The 16,069-nt window shown below is 63.0% G+C and carries 12 protein-coding genes; 10 read left to right on the forward strand and 2 right to left on the reverse strand.

Features of this window, described 5'->3' with window-relative positions:
- The first annotated feature begins 29 nt into the window (after positions 1 to 29).
- The 5 genes from K8B33_RS00460 (at position 30) to K8B33_RS00480 (ending at position 5,442) form a co-directional block, all read left to right on the forward strand.
- Entirely contained in the window at positions 30 to 1,586 is a 1,557-nt protein-coding gene (locus K8B33_RS00460) for a class I adenylate-forming enzyme family protein (protein WP_223422074.1), read from the forward strand.
- A 1-nt stretch (position 1,587) separates the two neighbouring features.
- On the forward strand, positions 1,588 to 2,013 hold the full coding sequence (locus tag K8B33_RS00465) for a PaaI family thioesterase (protein ID WP_223422076.1): 426 nt from the start codon (positions 1,588 to 1,590) through the stop codon (positions 2,011 to 2,013).
- Positions 2,014 to 2,246: 233 nt separating this feature from the next.
- Positions 2,247 to 3,515 (forward strand): DcaP family trimeric outer membrane transporter, encoded by a 1,269-nt coding sequence (locus tag K8B33_RS00470; protein WP_223422079.1) that lies wholly within the window; start codon positions 2,247 to 2,249, stop codon positions 3,513 to 3,515.
- Between the two features lie 328 nt (positions 3,516 to 3,843).
- The gene (gene purE, locus K8B33_RS00475) at positions 3,844 to 4,356 is read left to right on the forward strand and encodes a 5-(carboxyamino)imidazole ribonucleotide mutase (RefSeq protein ID WP_223422081.1); all 513 of its coding nucleotides are present in this window, start codon (positions 3,844 to 3,846) and stop codon (positions 4,354 to 4,356) included.
- Positions 4,357 to 4,362: 6 nt separating this feature from the next.
- A complete protein-coding gene (locus tag K8B33_RS00480; protein WP_223422084.1) occupies positions 4,363 to 5,442 on the forward strand; it encodes a 5-(carboxyamino)imidazole ribonucleotide synthase in 1,080 nt (359 codons plus the stop codon).
- A 22-nt stretch (positions 5,443 to 5,464) separates the two neighbouring features.
- On the opposite strand, the gene K8B33_RS00485 is transcribed toward K8B33_RS00480, so the two are convergent.
- Positions 5,465 to 8,365 (reverse strand): hypothetical protein, encoded by a 2,901-nt coding sequence (locus tag K8B33_RS00485; RefSeq protein WP_223422086.1) that lies wholly within the window; start codon positions 8,363 to 8,365, stop codon positions 5,465 to 5,467.
- A gap of 206 nt (positions 8,366 to 8,571) precedes the next feature.
- Between K8B33_RS00485 and K8B33_RS00490 the strand changes: the two genes are divergently transcribed.
- Positions 8,572 to 9,561, forward strand: coding sequence for an NHL repeat-containing protein (locus K8B33_RS00490; RefSeq protein ID WP_223422088.1), 990 nt, complete (start codon positions 8,572 to 8,574; stop codon positions 9,559 to 9,561).
- Between the two features lie 174 nt (positions 9,562 to 9,735).
- Positions 9,736 to 10,722 carry an NHL repeat-containing protein gene (locus K8B33_RS00495; protein ID WP_223422090.1) on the forward strand — a complete coding sequence of 329 codons (987 nt, stop codon included), beginning with the start codon at positions 9,736 to 9,738 and terminating at the stop codon, positions 10,720 to 10,722.
- On the opposite strand, the gene K8B33_RS00500 is transcribed toward K8B33_RS00495, so the two are convergent.
- The gene (locus K8B33_RS00500; protein WP_223422092.1) at positions 10,719 to 11,333 is read right to left on the reverse strand and encodes a trimeric intracellular cation channel family protein; all 615 of its coding nucleotides are present in this window, start codon (positions 11,331 to 11,333) and stop codon (positions 10,719 to 10,721) included. The genes K8B33_RS00495 and K8B33_RS00500 overlap by 4 nt on opposite strands.
- Before the next feature lie 162 nt (positions 11,334 to 11,495).
- On the opposite strand from K8B33_RS00500, the gene K8B33_RS00505 reads away from it, so the two are divergent.
- Genes K8B33_RS00505 through K8B33_RS00515 form a run of 3 tightly spaced genes read left to right on the forward strand, consistent with a single transcriptional unit; the run spans position 11,496 to position 16,041 of the window.
- The gene (locus tag K8B33_RS00505; RefSeq protein WP_223422094.1) at positions 11,496 to 12,680 is read left to right on the forward strand and encodes an efflux RND transporter periplasmic adaptor subunit; all 1,185 of its coding nucleotides are present in this window, start codon (positions 11,496 to 11,498) and stop codon (positions 12,678 to 12,680) included.
- On the forward strand, positions 12,677 to 14,659 hold the full coding sequence (locus K8B33_RS00510) for a MacB family efflux pump subunit (RefSeq protein ID WP_223422097.1): 1,983 nt from the start codon (positions 12,677 to 12,679) through the stop codon (positions 14,657 to 14,659). Before K8B33_RS00505 ends, K8B33_RS00510 begins: the two co-directional genes overlap by 4 nt.
- Positions 14,656 to 16,041, forward strand: a complete 1,386-nt coding sequence (locus K8B33_RS00515) for an efflux transporter outer membrane subunit (protein WP_223422099.1) — start codon at positions 14,656 to 14,658, stop codon at positions 16,039 to 16,041. Before K8B33_RS00510 ends, K8B33_RS00515 begins: the two co-directional genes overlap by 4 nt.
- The last annotated feature ends 28 nt before the right edge of the window (positions 16,042 to 16,069 follow it).

Raw genomic sequence — 16,069 nt, forward strand, 5'->3', positions numbered from 1 at the left:
CCGAATGCGTTGCAGAGGAAGAATACACCATGTATCTGACGCAGGGGCTGCACCGCGCAGTGCAGCAATTTCCGGATCGTATTGCGACAGTGCAAGATGATCGTCGCACGAGCTATCGCGAGCTGGCCGATCTTTGCGCCAGGCTTGCCGGCGGCCTGCAGCGTGTTGGCATAGCAGCGGGGGAGCGCGTCGGCATTCTGGCGCTCAACAGTGATTTTCACAGCGGCTACTTTCTCGGCTGCTGGTGGGCAGGCGCGGTATGCGTGCCCGTCAACACACGCTGGAGTCTGGCCGAGATAGTCTATGCGCTGGATGAAAGTGATACCACGCTGCTGTTTATCGATGACGAATTTTCATCCATGGCAACGTGGCTGTTGCGTGAGTCGACGTCCCTCAACACGGTGGTGCATGTGGGGCAGGGCGCTACGCCGTCAGGCGCTGTTTCATTGGCGCAATGGCTGGATGGCGCCATGCCAGTGGATGATTGCCGGCGCGGCGGCGATGCGTTGGCCTGCATTCTCTATACCGGCGGCACCACCGGGTTCCCCAAGGGCGTCATGCTGTCGCATCGGAATCTGTGGAGTTCAGCCATTGCCCGCATGGCGGAAGGCATGCCTTTGCCGCACCATGTCAGCCTTTATGTGGCGCCGCTGTTTCATACTGCGAGCCTGGGCAAACTGATCACGCAGGTTATTGTCGCGGGTACCAGCGTTGCTGTCCCGGCCTTTCGGGTCGAGGAGGTGATGGCGCTGATCAGCCGCGAGCGCATCAACGACATCGTGCTGGTGCCGAGCATGATCCAGATGATGCTTGATCATCCGCAATTCCCTGATTACGACCTGAGCTGTCTGGCGCGCATCACCTATGGTGCGTCACCGATCTCGCTCGCCTTGCTTGAACGTGCCATGCAGGCCTTTCCGGAGGCACAGTTTTCTCATGCTTATGGCATGACCGAAACAGCACCGGTGATCAGCATCAATCCCTGGTTCAACCATCTTCCCGAGGCATGGGATTCCGGCATCGTGCGCTCTGCCGGGCGTGCGGGACTGTGTGTGGAAGTGCGCATCGTGGATGAAAACGGGCACGAAGTGCCGCGTGGCGTTTCAGGTGAAGTGACGGTGCGCGGGCCAAACGTGATGCTCGGCTACTGGAATAATCCCCAGGCCACCGCCGATGCGTTGCGCGACGGCTGGATGCACACCGGCGACGGTGGCTACATGGACGAACAGGGCTATCTGTACATCGTTGATCGCATCAAGGACATGATCATCAGCGGTGGCGAGAACGTCTATTCAGCGGAAGTCGAGAACGTACTGGCGCGGCATGACGCCGTGGCGTCCTGCGCCGTCATCGGTATTCCCAGCGAAAGATGGGGCGAAGCCGTCCACGCTGTGGTGGTGCTGCGACCCGGTGCGGCCGTCACCGAGCAGGCGCTGTGCGATTTCTGCCGGGCCGCATTGGCCGGCTACAAGGTGCCGAAATCCGTCGCGTTTGTTTCCGAGCTACCGCTGTCCGGCCCAGGCAAGGTGCTCAAGCATGTGCTGCGCGAGCCCTACTGGTCCGATCGCACCCGGCAGGTGTCTTGAGATGCCCTGGACAACGGAAGACGAAATCGCCTGGACCTTGACCAATCCATTTCGCCAGTTCCTGGGCGTGGAAGTGGCATTTGTGGACGGGCCGGTTGCCGAGATAACCCTGCCCGTGCATGAGCGCTTGTTACAGGCGTACGGCATGGTGCACGGCGGCATCTACTGCGTACTGATAGACACCGTGCTGGGTACGGCGGTGCGTGGTGCCAGTGGCGCCGACTCCCGGCCGCTGACCGTGGACCTGAATGTCAGCTTCCTGCGTCCGGCGGGGCGGGGCCGCCTGCGCGCCCGGGCCAGCATCATCAAGCACGGTCGTCAGGTCACGGTCGGCAATGCGGATGTGTTTGATGACCAGGACCGGAAAGTGGCGACAGGTCGCGGATCCTTTCTGCTCGGTAAGCCATCGCCGGATGAGTCCGGCTGAGATTGTGAGCCGACGCCGAGATGCCATATGCGGAGTCAGCTCTGAGGTTTCGTCTGCCCGACAACGCAGATGAATCAGTGGGCGTCCCTGTGCCGTGCGCTACAGCAACGGGACGCTCTGGACACACCGCGCTCCTCCTTCTCGGGAGAGTGCCGGCTGCGCTGCAGCCGGGTGAGGGCGCCGGTTCAGACTCGTGGGTCACGACCCTCGAAAACAAAAAATGAGGATCGCTCATGTTCAATCCAATCAGGAAAAACGCAGGCGCCGTGGCGCTGGTCAGTTCACTGGCGCTTCTGACAACCCCGGCGCTGGCCCAGGAGACAGGGGCCCGGGAGGCAAGTGAGCTGCAACGCCAGATTGATGTGTTGCAGAGAGAGATTGAGACGCTGCGCAGGGACCTGGCACCACGAACCGCCGAGGAAGAGGCGGGCCTGGTACGCCGTTCGCCCGACGGCGGCATTCAGGTCGGTAATACGACGCTGCGGTTCAGCGGCTACGTCAAGGCGGACCTGTCCCTGTCCAACAATGGCTTCAGCAATGGCCGCAATTACGAAATCGTGACGCCGAGTGCGCTCAAGACGCTGGATGACAATCAGGGGAACCGGGTCAACCTGGGCGCGCGGCAAAGCCGTTTCGGCTTCGGCACAAGTACTCCGGTAGCCGGTGATACGCTGACGACCTTCGTGTCCTGGGACTTCTACGGCGAGGACACTGCCGCAAACGAGTTTGTGTCCCATGGCTATGCTCCTCGTCTGCGGGAAGCCTACGGCCTGTACCGCAATCTGCTGATCGGCCAGACCTGGTCGACATTCACTGATCTCAACGGGATCGGTGAACTGATTGCGTTTGGCCAGCAAGCCAATGTGAACTTTGTGCGCCAGACCATGGTGCGTTACACCATGCCCTTCGATGGCGGTATGTTCCAGGTCGCCATTGAGAATCCCGAGGACACGGGGGCTGACCATCAGGACACCCCTGACATGATCGCGCGGCTCACCTTCCGTGGCGGTTGGGGGCATGTGTCCGCGGCGGGTATCGCGCGCCGCCTGGTGCTGGATGATGGTGTTGATCGTGATACCGAGTGGGCGGATGCCTACAGCCTGACGGCACGCTTCCCGACTATCGGACGTGACGATATCCGTTTGCAGGTCAATTACGGCAACCTGGGTCGTTACATGGGCTTGCGCGCCTATCCGGATGCGGTAGTGGACAGCGGCGAGATCGCCGGGGTTGATGCCTGGGGCGCGTCGGTCTTCTACCGTCATTACTGGACCGAGCAGCTGCGCAGCACGGCCGCTTACTCGGTGTCGCGAATTCGCGATGCAGACACCTACAGTGGCACCACGACGACCCATTACGACTCGGCCTTCCTCAATCTGATGTGGTCGCCGTCCACGGCCATGACCTACGGCATCGAGTACCAGTATTTCGATCTGGAGGTGGCGGATGGCGACACCTTTGATCTGACACGGATTGCCTTGTCCGCTCAGTTCAACTTCTGACGCTGTTCAGCACTGACGGAAGATTGCGCTGATTCGACTGTGTCTCCCGTCTTCAGGCCCCGCGTTTGCGGGGCTTTTTTTGTTCACCGCAAAATGGCGCCCAGAGGCCCGGAATGCTAGCATTGCGCTCCCGCCCTGATGTATAGCCTGTGGCGCCCCCTTGCTGGAATGCTTGAATGGCGGCGCCCGGCGTGGTATTTCCGCATCGGGCAGGCGGGAACAGGCGTGAATCAACTGCCGGTCGGCCGTTCAGGAAACGGGCCCCGGCGTTACCTGGCCAGCGATCAGGGCAGCAGCCCGACGCAGGTCTGTCAGGTGGAGAGAGGCGATGCAGCACCCCGTGGCGGTAGTAATGGGCTCCCGTTCCGACTGGGCAACAATGAGCGAGGCCTGCAAGGTGCTCGACCAGTTTGGCGTGCAGTGGAACGCTGAAGTGGTGTCTGCCCACCGCACCCCCGAGCGCCTGTTCGAATTCAGCCGTGAGGCCCACACCCAGGGCGTCAAGGTCATCATCGCTGGTGCGGGTGGCGCCGCCCATCTGCCCGGCATGATCGCCTCGATGACGCCGTTGCCTGTCCTGGGCGTGCCGGTGCAGAGCAAGGCGCTGTCTGGCCTGGACAGCCTCCTGTCCATCGTGCAGATGCCCCGTGGCGTGTCCGTGGGCACTCTCGCCATTGGTGGTGCCGGTGCTTATAACGCCGGGCTGCTAGCGGTACAGATTCTGGCCACGCAGGAACCGGCGCTGATGCAGAAGCTGGTGGACTGGAAAGCCGAGCGTGCCGACGAGGTGCGTCAGTCGGCCATCATCGATCGTTCCGAACTGGACCAGACCGGGAAATAAGCACAGATGCGGCATGTACTGGTGATCGGTGAAGGGCAACTGGGCATGATGCTGGCAGAAGCTGGCGTGCGCCTTGGCGTGGTAGTGGACCGGTTGCACCCGGAAGAGGGCGACATCATTGCTGGCGGCTCTGACCTGCGCCAGACCCTGGACGCCGACACCGTGCTGGCACGTTACGACGTGATTACCTCCGAACGTGAGCATTTCCCGCAGACGCCATTGGTGCAAGCGCTCATCAGCCACGAGAAATTCCCCAACGCCGACACCTATGCACTGCTGCCGGACCGTGCCCAGCAGAAGACCATGCTCGATGAGCTGGCCATCGCCACCGCGCCCTGGGGCCTGTGGCATGGCGACGCGCCCACCGCCATGGCGGATTTCGGTCAGCGCGCCCGGCTCAAATCCCGCCGCGGCGGCTACGACGGCAAGGGCCAGTGGGCCCTGAGCAAAGGCGGCGACCTGCCACCGGCCGACAGCGCCATCATCGAAACGCACATTGATTTCAGCCGCGAACTGTCACTGGTGGGTGCCCGCAACGCCAATGGTGAGAAGGTGTTCCTGCCGCTGGTGGAAAACCGGCACCGCGACGGCATCCTGCGCCTGACCCGGGCCCCGATGACCGAGACCGGCGCCCGCGTTGCGGACCTGCAGGCCGAAGCCGAAGACTGGCTGGGCCGCATCATGGACCACCTGGGCTATGTCGGCGTCATGGCCATGGAGCTGTTCGACACCGACAGGGGCCTGCTGGTGAACGAACTGGCGCCGCGCGTCCACAACTCCGGCCACTGGAGCCAGGACGCCGCCAGTGCCTGCCAGTTCGAGCTGCACCTGCGTGCCCTCTGCAATCTGCCCCTGGCCGCTCCGCAACTGCACGGCTGCGCCGCCATGATCAACATTATCGGCGAAGCCTGGGACCCGGAGTGGCTGCACATCCCCGATCTGCACCTGCACTGGTATGCCAAATCCCCGGTGCGCCCCGGCCGCAAGATGGGCCACTTCAACCTGTTCACCCGCGACGCCGCCTCCCTGGAGGCCCGCCTGCACGAACTCACCGCACAACTGCCCTGGCTGGCGCAGGACCTCTGAGCTCCTTGTTTCGGGATCGTCTTCAAAAAGCGGCACCCAGGGCGATATAGCCCCGGGTTTCGCCCAGGGTGTTGTCCAGCCCGTGCGCCACGCCCAGGCGCAGGGGCAGTATCAGGTTGTAGCCCAGTACCAGTTCGGTGGTGATCTCGCCGCCGACGCTGGTAAAGGCGGTGTCGTCGCGCGGGCCGGGGGTGTCATTCCAGACCGCGCCGGTGTCGCTGAACAGCGCGCCGTGCAGATCACGCACGCCCAGTGGCCAGGTTTGCGCGTTACGCTGAATGCGCGCCAGCGGGAAGCGCCACTCGACACTGCCCAGTGCGGCACGGCGACCGAAAATCTCGTTGTCCGGGTAGCCGCGCAGCAGATAGCGGTCGCGCCCGAATACGCTCAGGCTTTCTCCCGGATGATCGCCCAACCGCACGGGCTTGGGTGCGTCGGTTCCCCAGCTGCCCGCTGCGCGCAGTGCCAGCACGTGAGAGCGGCCCAGATGCAGAAATTCGCGATAATCCAGGCTGTACACCTCACCCTCGAAATCACTGCTGAGCGCGTCATTGGTTTCAGCGGTCAGCGCAATGCGGCGCCCGGCAGCGGGGCTGATGCTGTAGCGGAACTGCTGGCGGTTGTCGTACAGCAGCGCCAGCCCCGCGAGGCCGCGCTGGCGATCAATAAAGGGCGCAATACCATCGGCCACAAAGCGGTCGCTGTCGCGCTCCACAAACACACCGGCGCGCAATTCCAGCCGGTCGTGCAGGGCATTCCACAGATTCAGACGAGACAGGCTCAGCGTGTCGGAGGCGCGTACGCGGGTCACCTCGCCATCGTCGCTGGAGAATGACAGGTCGCGCTCACCGAACAGCAGCCAGCGGTTGCTGAACTGCCAGGTGGCAAAGCCCGCCGGTTCTTCGCTGCGGGTCTCCCAGGTGAGGGTCAACGCATACTGATGCTCCCCCAGGGCGTCCTGCCCGGCGGTGGAGAAGCCCGCCTGAAGGCTGTCGTCATTGGCCAGCAACACCGGCAGCCACCAGCGCGGGCGCAGGCTGTACCACGGCCGATACGGTCGCGTTTCGGCGTCCAGGCGCGCCTCGGGATCGGGGCGGGGGCCCGGGCTGAGGCCGGGCGTACTGTCGGGCGTAGCAAGCGCTTCGCCTGGCGTAGTGTGCAGCGAGGGTTGTGCCTGATGGTTTGCGTCCGCCGCCGCGTCGGCGAGGGCTGTGGCGTCGTGCAGCCGCCACAGGTCGTAGCCGCTGGCAGACAGATGCTGCACATACACAGTGCCATCCCGGGTCTGCACGGGCGTCATCGCCGCCGTGTTCACATCAGTAAGACGTTCCGGCGCGCCGCCCTCGGCGGGCAAGCGCCAGCTGTTGAAACGCCGACTGCGCCCCGTGCCATCAGCGGGTGGATAATCGGCGCTGAACAACAGGCTGCCATCCTCGACAAAGCTGGGCTCGCCCTGAATGAAATCATTGTCCGTCAGCAGTGTCAGCGTGCCGCTTTCCCGATCAGTGCCGTGTTCATCCTGTGCCGGCACATCAATCCGCGCCAGCTGCCAACTACGGCCCGCAGGCTTGAACGCTGCGACCAGATGCGTGCCGTCCGGGTGGAGGCTGAATTGCCCCAGCACCTCACCGTGCCGGCCCTGCCATACCGGGCCGAGATCCTCGCCGTTGCTGCGCAACCGGTGCAAGGCGGGCAGGCCGTTGATCTGCCGCCGCGCGATCAGCGTGTCGGCATCCAGCCAGCGCGCCTCACGATACCGGCCATCCCGCGTCAGTCGCTGCCAGCGGCGCCCGTCATGAAGATACAGGTCACTCCACAGCCGGTTTTCCCGCCGCAGCTGCGCGCTGGCCATGACGATGTGGCCGCGCGTACTCACATCAAACAGTCCCGGATTGCGGGGGCGTGCGATGGTCTCGGGTGCCATGCCAGCGCGATAGCGCACCAGACGCGGTCGGGCATGGCCGTCATCATGTATGCGATAGAGCGCATCGCCGCGCACCACCGGTGGATAGCTCGCCAGCCCGTGATGTGTCAGGGCCTCACCCGAGAGCGGCGCGCCGTCTTCTGCAAAGGTGTCTTGCAGCCACTGCTGATACGCCGCCCACAATGCCGGGAAGCGTGCTCCGTAAACGCGCCGCGCCGTGCTGTTCAACGCAAAGGGCAGCAGATTGCTGCTGTAATCCTCGATCAGTGCATCAATGCGTGCCTGACCCCGGGTTTCTTCCAGAAAGCGATAGAAAAAGGCGCCATACAGATAGCCATCCCCCGACGGCCAGCGCCGGTTGGTGACGCTGACTTGCGACAGACTGCGCGGCCCGGCGGCAACCTGCGCGCGTATCTCACCTTCGTACAGCGCACTGTAGGCACGGCCACGGAGGCGCTCGGCATCGGACTCCTTCTGGATCGCCAGCCCTTCGATCATGAAGGTGGGCTGGAACTGATTCGGAAACAGAAACGGAAAGCGCCCCAGCACCCGGCGCACGCCAAGCGGCACGCCGTCGCCTTTGTCCAGATGCAGCACATGGGTGTATTCGTGGGTGATCAACATGTCCAGCCAGTCGTCGTGATTTTCCAGACTGTTGAAGCGATCCGGTGGCGACAGAAACAAACGGCTCTGGTTGAAGGGCAGGGCACTGGCCCAGCCATTGGCGAGATCATAGTTATCGGTCAGCACCAGCTCGGTGCGCTGCCGGGGTTGCCAATTCAGTTCCTCACTCAGCCGCGCATGCGCCGCCTCGGCCCGGTCCGCCGTATGTGCCACCCAGTCTTCAGCCCCCTCGCGGTAGTGAATGCGAAAGTGGGGCGTCTCCACCGTGAGCCAGCGCTCGCCCTGGCGCCAGTCAGTGCTCAGATCGTTGAAGGAGGGGTTAGCGAAAACGGTAGTGCACCAGAGCAGAGCCAGCACGAGGATATGGATGCGCACCCTGAACTCCTTCTATGGGCCGTTTTTTTTGTGGCTTATCAGCATGCTCAGACTACTGTGCTGTCTGGTCGCAGGCAATTACAGTGTTACGCTCTCTCGTTGGACAAATAATCGTGTGCGGGCCGTCCAAATCGTGCAGCGGTTCGCCGTCATTGCTTGCGAGGGCTGTATTATGCGATTGCAGAATACTCGAGGGAGAGGCAAGAATGAAAACAGCAACGAAATGGCTTGTGATCACACTGGCTATCGCGGCATCGGGGTGCGGTGGTAGTGGGGGAGGTGACGGAGGCGATCCGAATTTCAGTCATCTGGTGGTTACCGATAACGACAATGGCGGTCTGCTTCTGTTTGATATCACCGACAAGCAGGCCATCAATCACGATCCGGTGCTGACGCTGGCGTTGCCCACGCCTCATTTTGATCCGACCGGATTGACTTACCACCGGGGCATTGATGCGCTCTTTGTGGCCGGCTACATGGGCATCATCCACATCTATGATGACTTTTCGCTGGCAACAGAGGAATCAGTGCCCTCCCGGAGCATCAGCGGCCCGCTGACGCAGTTGAGCGAGGCCACCGATACGGCGCTGGATGCGTCACGGGGTCTGCTCTACGTGGTCGAGTATCCGGATATTCTGGTCTTTGACAGGCTGGCCAGCATTGATGGGGATGTGGCGCCTGCTGCCGTGATTACCGGGCTGGGTATCGCTGTGGATAGCCGGTTGGCCACTGATCCCCTGCGAAACCTGTTGTATGTGGCGGACCCGGGCGGCTGTTCGCTTTTCCGGCTTGCCAATGCGAGCGCGCAGGACGGGGCGGCGGTCATCAGTGCCGAGATCACCTATGCCGGATGCGATTACCCTTGGGGTATCAGTCTGGATGCACGCCGGGACATGCTGTATGTGAGTGATCAGGTAACAGGCGCGGTATTTGTGTTTCACCGCGCCAGCCAATGGGAGAGCGGTGCGAGGGTGCCGGATCGCACGATTGCCGGTGAGGCCACCACACTCGAGGGCCCCTCTGAGGTAGTGGTCAATCCACTGACCGACCGGCTGTACGTGCTCGACGCCGATGGCGAACAGCTTGTGGTCTGGGACAATGCGTCCACAGTGGACGGCGATGTACCGCCCGATTGGGCCATTTCTGCGGATAATGACGTGCTGAGTTACAGCTATGACCTCGAGGGTATCCGCTAGCACTTGGGGTCGCTCAGTGTCGATGGCAGCAGATTACCCTGGAGGGTGGCCAGCCGCAGACTCCGGGGCTTCCATGTCTCGGACCTCTTTTTCTTGTGTCCATTTTTCTTCCTTGGGCTTATGCTCCTTGCGGAAAAAATGCCGCCCTGAATGCGGCTCTACCGGGGGATGAGAATGAACGCAGCAACGAAGGTGTTTGCCAGCCTGTTGGTTACGGGGGTCGTGGGGTGTGGGGGCAGTGGTGGTGGCGGTGGCAATGCGAGCTTCACCCATCTGGTGGTGACCGATAACAGTAACGGCGCTTTGCTGGTGTTTGATATCGGTAGCAAACAGGATATCAACGGCGACCCGTCGTTGATCTTGACGGTACCCGGTAGCTCTTTTGATCCAACGGGGCTGACCTACCACCGGGGCATTGATGCGCTTTTCGTGGCCGGTTACACGGACGTAATTCATGTCTACGATGGCTTTTCATCGGTCACCGGAGAGTCACTCCCTTCCCGAAGCATCAGTGGCCCGCTCACGCAGTTGAATGCAGCCACGGACACCGCGCTGGACGCGTCACGGGGCCTGCTGTATGTGGTCGCGTATCCGAATATCCTGGTCTTCGATGGGCTGGCCAGCATCGATGGGGATGCAGCGCCTGCCGCCGTGATCACCGGGCTGGACATTAGCGCCGACAGCCGCTTGGCTGCTGATGTCCAACGGAATCTGCTGTACGTCGCTGATCCGGGCAGCTGCTCGCTTATCAGGCTCGCCAATGCCAGTGCCCAGGATGGGGCGGCGGCGGTGGATGCGCAGATCTCCTATACGGAGTGCTGGTACCCTTGGGGTCTCAGCCTGGACGAAGGGCGGGACATGCTTTATGTCGGTGACCAGTCGGCAAAGGCGGTATTTGCGTTTCACGAGGCCAGTCAACGGGAGGGTGGCGCTACCACACCGGATCGGACGATTACGGGTGAGAACACCACGCTCGAGGGCCCCTCTGATGTAGTGATCAATCCGCTGACCGACCGGCTGTACGTGCTTGACGCCAATGGCGAGCAGGTTGTGGTCTGGAACAATGCCTCTTCAGTGGACGGCGATGTACCGCCCGGTTGGACCATTGATGCGGATAATGATGTGCTGGGCTACGCCTATGACCTCGAGGGTATCCGCTAACGCCGGTCGCTCAAGGTGAACAGCGGCAATGAAAGGTTGCGATACAGCGCCGCCAGCCGCAAGGCCAGGGCGGCGCTGAACCCCGCCCAGGTGCCCAGCAAGGGCATGTCGATCATGACACACCCTGCCGTCACCGCCGCGCCCAGCAGGGCGGCGGTGGCATAGATTTCCTTGCGCAGAATCAACGGCACCTCACCACAGAGGATGTCGCGAATCATGCCGCCGACCACGGCGGTCATCACCCCCATCACAATAGCCACGCCGGGGCCGAAGCCCAGCAGCAGGGCGCGTTCGGTGCCGATCACGCAGAAGGTGGCCAGGCCCAGGGCGTCGGCCAGCGGCAGCACCTGGCGTGGCACGCGGACATGCCGTGCCAGCGCCACGGTGGCAAAGCCAGCCGCCAGGGCCAGCCAGATATACATTGGTTTGGTGATCCACAGCACCGGCGTTGCCCCCAGCACCAGATCGCGGATCGTGCCGCCACCGATGGCGGTGACAAACGCCAGCACCATCACACCGAACAGGTCCATTTGCTTGCGCCCGGCAGCCAGGGCGCCGGAGATGGCGAACACGACCGTACCGAACAGATCGAACAGCAACAGCAGGGGCATGGCAGCCTCCTTATCATCAGTTGGCCATGTTAAGGCGTTCGTCGCTCGTGTTCACCTCGTCACTCCATAATCTTTCCATAATGCTGCCATAGACTCGGCGCTGTTTCCGGACGAAACCGTCCCCGGGTGACATACCCTCAACGCAGACAGGAGTGCAGGCAGGTGGTATCCCGTTCCCCGACACACAACCGCTCATCAATGCGCTGGCGCCGCGCGTTCTACTGGCTTGTGCCGGTGCTGCTGGTTGCGGTGTGGCTGGGCTGGCAGGCACTGCGGCAACCGGCGCAGGCTGAATTACCGATGGCTGAAGCGACGCGCGGCGACATCGAGCATGTGGTGACGGCTCTGGGCAATTTGCAGCCGCGTGATTACGTGGATGTGGGGGCGCAGGTGTCCGGCCAGCTGGTACGGCTGCATGTGGAAGTCGGGGATGCGGTCAGTGAAGGGGATCTGCTGGCCGAGATCGATGCGGATGTGCAGCAGGCGCGGGTGGAAGCCGGTCGTGCCCAGCTGGTGGCGCTTGAAGCGCAGCTGTCCGAGCGGCAGGCGCAATTGACGCTGGCGCGGCAGCAGTTCCAGCGCCAGGAGCGCTTGCTGGCAGATGATGCCACCAGTGAAGATGCCTTTCAGATTGCACGCGCGACCGTGTTGACCACCGAGGCGCAGATCCGGGCCTTGCAGGCGCAGATCGAGCAGAACCGCTCCTCCCTGCGGGCTGAAGAAGCCACGCTGGGCTATACCCGCATCTTTGCGCCCATGAACGGCACGGTGGTGGCCATGGACGCGCGCCAGGGCCAGACCCTCAATGCCAACCAGATGGCCCCGATCCTGATGCGCATTGCGGACCTCTCCACCATGACGGTGTGGACGGAAGTGTCCGAGGCGGATGTCAGCCGTCTGCGTGCGGGTATGCCGGCCTGGTTCTCGCCGTTGGGGATGCCCGGCACCCGCTGGGAAGGTACCTTGCGGCAGATCCTGCCGACACCTGAAATCATCAATAACGTGGTGCTCTACACGGCGTTGTTTGACGTGGATAACCATGACGGTCGCCTGATGACGCAGATGACCGCGCAGGTGTTTTTTGTACTGAACGAAGCGCGTGATGTGGTGCGTGTGCCGGTCTCTGCGGTGCAGCCGCAGCGCGACGGCAAAGGGCTGGTGACGGTGATCAACAGCAACGGCCAGCGCGAGCAGCGTGAAGTGGAAACCGGCGTCAGTGACCGTATCACGCTGGAAATTCGCAGTGGCCTGCAAGAGGGCGAGACGGTACTGGTGAATGCGGCGCCGGGCGGGCGCGCCAGCGCCAATAGTGGCAATCGCCAGCGCGTGCCACGGGGGCTGTTTTGAGCACGACGCCGATCAACAATCCGCCGATAAACAGACCGCTGATCAGCCTGCGTGATGTGCGCAAGCGTTACATCAATGGTGACATGGCGGTGGACGTGTTGCGTGGCATCTCCCTGGATATCCACGCGGGCGAATTCCTGGCCATCATGGGCGCGTCCGGGTCCGGCAAATCCACGCTGATGCATATTCTGGGTTGTCTGGATCAGCCCAGCGATGGCGCGTATCTGTTCAATGGCGAAAACGTGGCGACGCTGAATGACGATCAGCTGGCCTGGTTGCGTCGCGAAGCGTTTGGTTTTGTGTTCCAGAGTTATCACCTGATTGCCGCCGGTTCGGCGACGGAAAATGTTGAAGTGCCGGCGGTCTATGCTGGTATGCCTCGCGCCGAGCGGCGGGCGCGGGCCCAGGCGTTACTGTCGCGTCTGGGGCTGGCAGAGCGGCTGGATCATCGCCCGAACCAGTTGTCCGGCGGCCAGCAGCAGCGGGTGTCCATTGCACGGGCGCTGATGAACGGCGGCCACATCATTCTGGCGGACGAGCCTACGGGCGCGCTGGACAGTCACAGCGGTGCAGAGGTGATGGCGCTGCTGGGTGAACTGGCGCGAGAAGGGCATACCGTGATCCTGATTACCCATGACGCCAGCGTGGCCGCGCACGCGGATCGGGTGATCGAGATTGCCGATGGTGAGATTGTACGTGACAGCGGCAGCAAGCCGTCTGCCCATCCTGCGCGGGGGGTGCCCGCGCCGGGGGCGCAGGATACGGTATCGCCGGTGTCGATGGTGCCGGAAGCACTCGAGGCGTGCAGCATGGCGTTGCGGTCGTTGCGCGCCAACCTGTTTCGTACCTTGCTGACACTGCTCGGCGTGGTGATCGGTGTGGGGTCGGTGGTGGCGATGCTGGCCATCGGCGAGGGGGCGCGCACGTCGGTGATGGAGCGCATCAGCAGCATGGGGACCAACTTGCTGGTGGTGCGGCCCGGCTTCGAGGGCTTCGGGCGGCGCAGCGCGGAAGGGGAGATCGCCACGCTGACGCCGGAGGATGCTGTCGCCCTGGCGACATTGCCGAACATCATCGCGGCGGTGCCGGAAAATACCAGCCGTGCGACGGCCCGTGCCGCAGGGCGCGACACCACCACGCAAGTTAATGCCACGACAGCAGCGTATCCGCTGTTGCGCAACTGGCACCCCGAGCGGGGCATATTCCTGAGTGATGAGGACCAGCATCGCTATGCGGCGGTGGCGGTGATCGGGCAAACCGTGGCCCGCACGCTGTTCGGCCAGGGGGACCCGCTGGGTGAATTCCTGCTGCTCAATAATGTGCCGTTCCAGATTATCGGCGTAATGGGCGAGCAGGGTGCGACTGCCTGGGGGGATGATGCCGACGATATCGTGTTTGTGCCCTTGACCACCGGCAGCCTCCGTTTGTCGGGGCAGCGTCATTTGCGCTCGATCACCGTGGCGGTGGATGACGTCAGCCAGATGGACGCCACGGAAGCCCTGGTGGCGGAGCTGCTGCGTGAGCGTCACGGGGTGGAGGATTTCCGGATTCGCAATATGGCGGCGATTGTCGAAACCGCCTCTGCCACGCAGAACACCCTGACCATTCTGCTGGGTTCCATCGCGGCGATTTCGCTACTGGTGGGCGGCATTGGCGTCATGAACATCATGCTGGTGAGCGTCACCGAGCGCACCCGGGAAATCGGTATTCGCATGGCAACAGGGGCACGTACGCGCAATATCCTGCAGCAGTTTCTGGTGGAGGCGGTGGTGGTGTCCGCCATGGGCGGTGTTGTCGGTGTGCTGGCCGGTGTCGGTGTGGGCGCCTTGATCGGCGCGTTTGCCATGCCGGTGCAGTTTTCCGTCCCCATCATGGTGCTGGCATTTGGTTGTGCCGCGGGTACTGGCCTGATTTTCGGTTTTGCGCCGGCCTTGAAGGCCGCGCGCTTGAACCCTGTTGTTGCCCTGAGTAGTGAATGATGAATCCTGTGCGTACGGCATTGCTGCTGACTTTTCCTTTCTGGTTGATGGCCTGCGGGACCACGCCCGTGCAACCGGTGCAGCCCGCGCCACCAGCAGGGTGGGAGTACGGGCAGGGCGTCACGGACGCCTGGCCTGCGCGGGACTGGTGGCGGGGCTTTGCCAGCACGGAGCTTGATGCCTTGATGCAGCAGGCGCAGGCCAATAACCCGGATTTGAACGCGGCAGCGGCGCGTATTCTTCAGGCCGAGGCGCAGGCGCGGATTGCCGGCGCCAGCCTGCTGCCCAATGTGGACGCGGGCCTGGATGCCGGGCGCAGCGGTATTGTTGATCAGGGCGGCGGCAGCGCCAGTTACAGTGCCAGCCTGGGCGCCAGCTATGAGCTGGATTTCTGGGGCGCTAACCGGGCGCAGCGCGCAGGCGCCCGGGCGGCACTGGCGGCGACAGCCTATGACCGGGAAACGGTGGCGCTGACGTTGACGGCAGGCGTGGCCAATAGCTATCTGCAAGTGCTGTCGCTCCAGGAGCGGCTGGAAATTGCCCGGCTGAACCTGGCCCTTGCTGAAGAAATTCTGCGGGTGGTCGAGGCACGCGTCAGCAGCGGCGCGGGCACGCCACTGGACCTGGCGCGTCAGCGTGCGGTGGTGGCGCGCCAGCGGGCGAGCGTGCAGCCTCTGCTGCAACAGGAGCGGGATGCCCGCGCAACGCTGGCGTTGCTGCTGGGGCAAGTCCCCCAGGGCCTCGCCGTGGAGGGGCAGCTTGCCGATATGCTGATTCCACAAGTCATGGCAGGTCTGCCCGCTGAGTTGCTGGTGCGGCGCCCGGATATCCGGCAGCAGGAGGCACGCTTGCTGGCGGCGGATGCCGACATCGCGGTGGCGCGGGCGGCTTTTTTCCCGAGTGTGCGCCTGACCGGCGCGGTGGGAACACGCAGCGATATGTTTTCGGAGCTGTTCAGCGGTGATCTGCTGTATAACCTGGGCGCTTCGTTGACCCAGCCCATTTTCAACGCCGGGCGTTTGCGCGCGCAGCGTGATCTCAGCGAAGCGCGCAAACTGGAATTGCTGGCGCTGTATCGCGGTGCCATACAGCAGGCTTTTGCCGAGGTGGACCTGTCGTTAAGCAACATCGAGACGCTGGCGGAGCAGGCCTTTCAACAGGATATCGAACTGACACAGACACGCCGCGCGTTCACGCTGGCAGAAGCGCGCTATCGGGAGGGGGCGGATGACCTTCTGACATTGCTGGATGCCCAGCAGTCGTTGTATCAGGCAGAAGAAAACAATGGCCTGCTGCGGCTGGCGCAGATGCAGGCCATTGTCACGCTGTATCGCGTGCTGGGTGGCGGCTGGTCGGAGGCAGAACAGACGAGCGCGCGCTGAGAAGGCCCTGGCTGACCCTGCGCTGATC

Origin of the sequence: Alcanivorax limicola (assembly GCF_019931215.1) — a bacterium.
Taxonomy (GTDB): domain Bacteria; phylum Pseudomonadota; class Gammaproteobacteria; order Pseudomonadales; family Alcanivoracaceae; genus Isoalcanivorax; species Isoalcanivorax limicola.

What these genes read in the sequence shown, in the direction of transcription:
- K8B33_RS00465 (WP_223422076.1), top strand. Translation starts at nt 1,588, where the DNA reads ATGCCCTGGACAACGGAAGACGAAATCGCCTGGACCTTGACCAATCCA.
- K8B33_RS00480 (WP_223422084.1), top strand. Translation starts at nt 4,363, where the DNA reads ATGCGGCATGTACTGGTGATCGGTGAAGGGCAACTGGGCATGATGCTG.
- K8B33_RS00495 (WP_223422090.1), top strand. Translation starts at nt 9,736, where the DNA reads ATGAACGCAGCAACGAAGGTGTTTGCCAGCCTGTTGGTTACGGGGGTC.
- K8B33_RS00500 (WP_223422092.1), bottom strand. Translation starts at nt 11,333, where the DNA reads ATGCCCCTGCTGTTGCTGTTCGATCTGTTCGGTACGGTCGTGTTCGCC.
- purE (WP_223422081.1), top strand. Translation starts at nt 3,844, where the DNA reads ATGCAGCACCCCGTGGCGGTAGTAATGGGCTCCCGTTCCGACTGGGCA.
- K8B33_RS00470 (WP_223422079.1), top strand. Translation starts at nt 2,247, where the DNA reads ATGTTCAATCCAATCAGGAAAAACGCAGGCGCCGTGGCGCTGGTCAGT.
- K8B33_RS00490 (WP_223422088.1), top strand. Translation starts at nt 8,572, where the DNA reads ATGAAAACAGCAACGAAATGGCTTGTGATCACACTGGCTATCGCGGCA.
- K8B33_RS00460 (WP_223422074.1), top strand. Translation starts at nt 30, where the DNA reads ATGTATCTGACGCAGGGGCTGCACCGCGCAGTGCAGCAATTTCCGGAT.
- K8B33_RS00515 (WP_223422099.1), top strand. Translation starts at nt 14,656, where the DNA reads ATGATGAATCCTGTGCGTACGGCATTGCTGCTGACTTTTCCTTTCTGG.